At 43.2% G+C, this 7,177-nt stretch carries 3 protein-coding genes and 1 pseudogene; 3 read left to right on the plus strand and 1 reads right to left on the minus strand.

Annotated features, from left to right (window positions below; genetic code table 11):
- On the plus strand, nt 1–4,319 hold a 4,319-nt coding region (locus AWH66_RS24485; RefSeq protein ID WP_143081584.1), incomplete at its 5' end, for a tandem-95 repeat protein.
- A 215-nt stretch (nt 4,320–4,534) separates the two neighbouring features.
- A complete protein-coding gene (locus AWH66_RS24490; protein WP_206360076.1) occupies nt 4,535–5,041 on the plus strand; it encodes a hypothetical protein in 507 nt (168 codons plus the stop codon).
- A 336-nt stretch (nt 5,042–5,377) separates the two neighbouring features.
- Here the strand turns inward: AWH66_RS24490 and AWH66_RS24495 are convergent.
- A pseudogene (locus AWH66_RS24495) lies at nt 5,378–6,402 on the minus strand (IS110 family RNA-guided transposase).
- A 90-nt stretch (nt 6,403–6,492) separates the two neighbouring features.
- On the opposite strand from AWH66_RS24495, the gene AWH66_RS24500 reads away from it, so the two are divergent.
- Complete coding sequence (locus AWH66_RS24500; protein ID WP_063605335.1) at nt 6,493–7,014, plus strand: hypothetical protein; 522 nt, start codon at nt 6,493–6,495, stop codon at nt 7,012–7,014.
- Nucleotides 7,015–7,177 lie beyond the last annotated feature (163 nt).

The following is a 7,177-nucleotide window of genomic DNA, read 5'->3' on the forward strand; positions in this document are numbered from 1 at the left end:
AAGGTACCGACGGTGTTCTTACGTCACTAGGTAACGGTACTCACACTTTCACTCCAAACGAAAATTATAATGGTGCGTTGAATCTTAGCTTTGATGTGTCTGATGGTACCGATACCTCTAGTGCCTCAATCGCTATAGCGGTAGCAGCCATTAATGATGCTCCAGATACGACACAAGTGGAGCTCAATGTCGATGAAGACAATTCGATTACGATTACACGAGAACAGCTTCTTGAGAGTGTGACGGATATCGATAGCAATGAAATGCAAATTACCGATGTAAGTTACTCCGGAAATGATGGTGTATTAGTTGAGAATAGTGATGGTAGCTTTAGCTTCACACCATCTAATAATTTCAACGGCGAGATTCCTCTCACATATACAGCGTCTGATGGTGAATTAACCGCTACAGAAACGATCTCATTAACTGTGAACGCCGTCGCCGACGACCCTGAATTGAATGTAACCGATGAACTAGGTGCTGAAATTGGCGTAGACGGACTCAAGGTCGACCCTGATAATGCCATTGAATTAAATGTTTCAGCTCAAGTGACTGATTTGGATGGTTCTGAATCAGTTACCGTTCAAGCAAGTGGTATTCCTGAAGGCTCAGTGCTCCGTTATGACAGCCAAGCGGTTCTCGATGACCAAGATAATGGCCTGACAAGTTATGTCGATAGTGAAATTACCGTTACTTTCGAAGGTGAGGGGGCTGGCTACTATAATGCCGTCGGATACTATAAGGTTGACCAAAACGGACAGATTAACGACGTTGAAATCGTCTACGAAAATGCCTCTCAGCTAGGAGGCGGAGGAGATTTAGTCCCTGGGCAGTCCGCATTTACTTTTGATCTTGACGAGGGAGAAAGCTTTAATTTATTCGTCATACCAAATGGTTTTAATCATAACAACTTCTCTTCATTCGGTGACGGGCATTACGAGTTCCAAGATGTCAATGGTGGATTAGCTACTACTGATTCTATTGATCCACAACTCGTATTTGTTGGCAGCAATGGAGAAGAAACTGTAATTCGAAGTCAGAATGGTGATGCCATCTTCCATGGGGGAACAAGCCCCAATCTAAATCAAGATAACATTAATCATACTCGTACTTATTTCAACAACGAAAATGAGTTGGTCTACGGTATTGAAGACATGTACAACGGAGGGGATCGTGACTTTGATGACTTCCTATTTACCATAGACTTAGGTGAGGTGAATACCAGCATCTATCAAGGTGAGGTAAATATTGATTCTTCCGAGCCCATCACGCTCCCAACGGTGGCACTACTGGAGCCAATTTCGATAGAGTTGCCGGTTGATTACAGTGGTGAGTTCGACATCAACATTGAAGCAACTTCTACAGAACAATCCAATGGAGATACATCGACCACATCACAAACCATCCATATTGATGCAAGAGAGCATGCACCTGAATCAACCCCAGTTTCTGCAACGATGCAAGAAGATGGCAGTTTATTGGTTTCCCAGGATATGCTTTTAGCTAATGCGGTCGATTTAAACAACGATGCGTTGACGGCGTTTGAGCTAGTTACCAACGATGAAAATGCCATTATTGCAGACAATAATGACGGTACGTTCACTATTACACTGAACGACGACTTTAATGGTGATCTTGAACTCAGCTATAAGATCACAGACGGAGAGTTCGTTACTCCTAACACTCTGAACCTATCCGTTGAGGCTGTGAATGATGCTCCGATCTCCGAAAGTGTTGAACTTTCTGGTGTTGAAGACGAGAGCATCATTATATCTCAAGAAGATTTACTGGCTTATGCCAGTGACGTTGACGGTGATACGTTGACGGCGAAGGATCTTCAGATAGACGCTTCATTTGGGTCACTTGTCGATAATCTGGATGGAACATGGACATTCTCCCCGGCGGAGAACTTCAACGGTGATGTTCCATTCACTTTCAAAGTAGACGACGGACAGCTCGATACTGAAGCAAGCGGTCATCTCAATCTCTCAGGGGTAAATGATGCACCTGATGCACCTGCAATTTCGCTTTCCACCGATGAAGACCAAGTCTTAGTCATCGACCCAGCGTATATTCTTGCACAAGCATCAGATGTAGATGGGGATACACTAACTCTAGATCAATTAACCGTAAGAGCACCGGAAAATGCGACATTGCAAGTCCAACCAGACGGTATGTACCACCTCATAACCAGTCAAGATTTTAATGGGTTGGTTGAGCTTGATTATGCTATTTCAGACGATACTTTAGAGGCTCAAGGTACGGTTAGTATCGACGTAATACCAGTTAATGATGAACCATTTGCTGTCGGCAACGCATCTTTGACCACCAATGAGGATGGTGCCTTTACATTTGATGCATCAGATCTCGTGGATCTCTTTGATGACATAGATAACGATGAACTGGTCGTTTCGCGAGTTATAGTACCGGATTCCGAAAATGGTGGTGAAATTACCCAAAATGAAGACGGCACTTGGACATTTAATCCAACCGCTGATTTCGCAGGCATCTCTGAACTGCAAGTTATTGTCTCAGACGGAGAATTTGAAACATCGTTAGACGTGCCAGTATACATTCGTCCCGTAGCTGACGGTGCTGTAATCACAACTGCACACGATGGGCCATTAGTGTTTTCAGAAGATACAACCGGCTACTTAAACCTAGATGTGTCGTTAGTTGATAGCTCGGAGTTACTAAGTCAACTTGTGATGACAGGCTATCCCGTAGGATTCCAAATCACCGACGGTACTCATACGGTGGTAATTGAGGAAGCAGGTCAGCAGATCATCATTACCGGTTGGGATATCAATAATCTGCAAATGACGCCACCGCAAGATTTTCACGGCAACTTCTTTGTGACCGTTTCGGCGACAACAGTCGACTATGGTGATGAAGCAACTAGTCAGGATGTCAGTGTATTTACTGGTGATGTTAACGTTATCTCAGGTAATGAGCTCATCATTAATACTGACGAGCTCATTAACCTAGCTCAAAATGTGGAAGCAGAGCAGGGTGATGCAGTAAGACTTGTTCATTTAGTTGATAATACTCAGGGAGAGTTAGTCACCAACTCAGATGGAACTTGGACATTTACACCAGCACCTGACTTTTATGGGAATGTAGACCTAGCATATGTAATTGAAAAATATGGAATTATCCATGATGAGCAGTTGAGCATCGGCGTATATGAACCAGGAAGTTCATTACCTAATGCTTTAGAAATTGATGGTATTGGCCAGGCAGACGTTACCCCAAGTGAAACGCTCTATTTTTCAGATAGCGACATGCTGGCAACGATCAGTTCTGATGATCATCAAGACCTTAGTATCGAATCAGTTTCTTTACTTGGTGGTGAAGGCATTATTGAATCGGACGGGCAGGGTGGCTATCAGTTCACCCCAGCTGAAGGTTATAGCGGCTCTGCTCAGATTGGTTTCGTCGCTAGCGATGGCGAGAACAACGTACAAAGTCACTTCAATGTAGGTGTAGAAGAAAGCTCGGCTGATAGCGGTGTATTAGTTCAAGCTAATGATTCTTCAATTGAAATCTCAGAGTCACACATACTGCAAAATCTGGGTTTGACTGACGAATCCGATGTTACCGCTGTAGCCTACACAGGAGATAGCGGCGCGTTGATTTCAACCGGGGAAGATAACTGGATATTTTGGCCAGATGATACGTTCGATGGCGATATCAGTCTAGCAACTACAATCACTACTAATGGAGATGAGCAAAACATCGCCTTGAATCTGAGCGTTGAACCAATGGAAGCCTCAGAGCAGCAAACAACCGTCTTAGAAACAGCTGTGCAAGATAATACTGAAACAGATGACAACTATGATGTGACCGTCGCACCAGGTGATGTTATCAGTCTAGAAACACCGGAAGCGGCGTCTTCATCCAATGAAGTCGACCACATTGTGGTTACTGGACTTCCAAATGATGCTGAAGTAACAGGCGGCCTAGACAATGGTGATGGCAGTTACACAATATCAGGAGATCTCACACAGCCATTAACTGTTTCTTTCAGTGATTCATTTGAGGGACAAGTCGATGTCAACTATCAAGGTGTGGATGAACTTGATGCGCCGATTGAAGGAGCAAGTGAGACTTTACAGGTCGACGTCAATGAACAATACGCATTGCAATCAACACAAAACGAGCAAACAGTTTCTACCGAGCAACAACAAGGAACAGACTGGACGCAGAGTGACAACACCCAAGTTAATGTTGACTTCACCGACGACTCGGGCAGCTTTGATACAGATGACAATGCAGCAGGCGGCGCTCAACAAGACCTTGATGATAATTTAGTGTAGTGCAACTAGCATTAAGCAACAGCAACTTGAGAACGGGTCTATATACGTAATTATCATAATAAACACATAATCGTAATCGTCAGATTAAGTTTATGTGTTTATTAGGTATTTTATGGTAAAAACACTCATCTAAAGAGAGTCTTAGTGTAATTAACAAGGTTTCATCTAGAGTACATAATCATTTAAAAAGTAACGGCTATGTTTCTCAAGAGCCAATGAAGAAAATTCTATTTGGTGACTTTACCAATGAAAATCGTGTGGATTTTCTCATTGAATTAGCTAAGTCAAAAGAGATGTATTTGTATTACAAAGACATCAAGAAAATTTACTTTGCTCCTGATGATAATGTTAAAGGAACAAAACCCCAAGAAATTGAGTGGTTTGAAAAGAAAGTCAAAGATTTAATGTTCAAAGGAGAAAAGCTAGATTCTAGTATTTTCCTGATAAAGCCAGAACTAAAAAAGCATCTAAAATTGTACAGCATAAGTTCTAGCCATGAGCTAAACGACTCAGATCATCAAGGTACTTGTGTGTTGAATCTCTATTTTCAAGGAATGGAGGCGAATAGTGAGTTAATGATGGAAGTTGATGGTTTGAAAATTCAACAGAAACTAGCTGGTGAAAATAAGTCTATCATCAAGTTACAAGTACTAAAGTTTTTAGAAGCCAAGAAACTAGAACTTTACGAAAAATACTCACATAAAGCACAACCGCACGCATAACAAACTGTTTAAGAGTGATTCGCAACGCATGGCATTTTTACTATGCGTTGCGTTTAGTGATTAAGGTGGTATGCGGGAGCTTCAGTAGTGCGTTGCTCCCCCCTTAACAGGGCTACATGGATTCCCCCGGCTGTCAAACATTCGGTCTACTTATCGATGGTTCGCAACATCGTGACCCTGATGACTTTGCGCGACTGCGGTGCCTTATTCGTTAGATGACATTTAATGTCCGCCGCATTAACAGGCTCTCCGCACGTGGTCTTAACCTATCTCCATCCATTGCGTCTACTATGACCCAGTGGGTGTAATCCTCTCGCTGCTTGAGCTCGTCAGTGCTTAAGCAGCGTAGTTTTCATACTCCGTTTGATTGTGTAACAGTGACCAGATAATACGGCGTTCTTAGCGGCTAAAGCGACAATTGCTCGGTTCATGCCTCGTCGTTCTAATACATTTCGACACCACTGACTCAGCCTATCTTGCTTATCGCCGAGGTTGGCTATGACAGTTCTTGCCCCGTGAACGAGCAGTGCACGAAGGTATTTGTCCCCATGTTTGGTGATTCTGCCTAGCTTGGGTTTACCACCCGTAGAATATTGCTTGGAGACTAAGCCGGGCCAGGCAGAGAAGTCTCGGCTCTTATCAAACTGAGCGCCATTGCCTAGCGAGGCTAATATGGCGGTTGCGGTTTGAGGGCCGATCCCTCGAAATTTCATAATGCGTTGAACGTTATCGCTGATCTTAGCGAAGGACTCGAATGTCTGTTCGGTATCCGCAATGCGTTGGTTGAGAGCATCAAGGTGTTGGTATGCGTCATGGAGGACGACTCTAGCCAGTTGAGGCAGTTCGTTTTCTGCATCTTCGAGAATGAGTGGAACCTGCTTCATTAATGACGAGCGGCCGACGGGTATAACAAGCCCAAACTCTGAAAGCAAAGCTCGAATACGGTTCATGATAGCTGTTCGTTCGCGAACCCAGTGCTCACGCATACGATGTACCGACAATATAGCCTGCTGCTCAGGTGACTTTGTTGGAACAAAACGAGTCGCAGGGCGTTGAACAGCTTCACATATCGCGACGGCATCATTGAGGTCGTTCTTTCCTTTAGTTCTGTATGGAGCCACATATTTAGCCGCCATGATGCGCGTATCGTGGCCAAGTTTGTTGAGTGTTCTTGCCCAGTAATGTGCACCACCGCACGCTTCCAAGCCTATACGCATATGAGGAAGGTTTGATATGGTAGTTAACAACTTAGAGCGTGTAACCGACTTATGTAGAATAACTTTGCCTTTTTTGTCAACGACATGAAGACTGAAGTGGTTCTTAGCTAAGTCGATACCGCCAAAATACGAATAATCAGACATGGTGCCTCCGGTTCTAAAAAGTACCACAAGAGTGTGGCATATCCTCGGGAGGGGGAGTCCATGTCATTCGTTATAAGCCTAGGAGTATACATGGAAGCAATAGTGCACCTAAATGGCAAGGATTTTGATACAACGTCTTATGCCCAACAAATTCAAATGGCAGAATGTCACTTCTATTTCATTCAAGGCGCTCAAGCTGCGCACAATGAGCTTTATCTACCTGCTGTTGTATCATTTTTAAATGGAATTGAATCAACTATAAGGGTCATTATTAACAACCTAAACTCCCCACACGTATACACAGAACCATCAGCATATAAATGTTTAAGTAATAATTTGTTGTTAAATGCGCGTGAGATAGGGTTGGATGTTACGAAGTTAGCCTTTGATGGTGAAAATAATTTTGTGGCACGTCTAGAAAGCCAAAAGCCTAACTTTGAAATGGTCGAGGTAGTTCGAGTAAGAAACAATTTATGCCATGGCAACGTTTTTGAGTTTGTAAATCAGGAGTATATGATTTTCACACCAGAGTGTATTCGAGCACTTTGCTACCAACTGTTTGATATTTCAGTGCATTGGTCTAGTGAAATAGAGCGCTTTCGTAATGCTTAAGGACGGCTTATAACAAGCAATTTAATAGGGATTCACAACGCTCGGCATTTTTGCTTCTACTTCAAATTTAGTGTTTATGGCACAATGCTTTAGGTTGGGTGGTAGCGTTGTTCACCTATATGGTCTCCCCCTGTTTTGCAAGTCAGTAGCATGATTAAAAGTG

The organism is Vibrio barjaei (genome assembly GCF_001639065.2).
Lineage (GTDB): Bacteria > Pseudomonadota > Gammaproteobacteria > Enterobacterales > Vibrionaceae > Vibrio > Vibrio barjaei.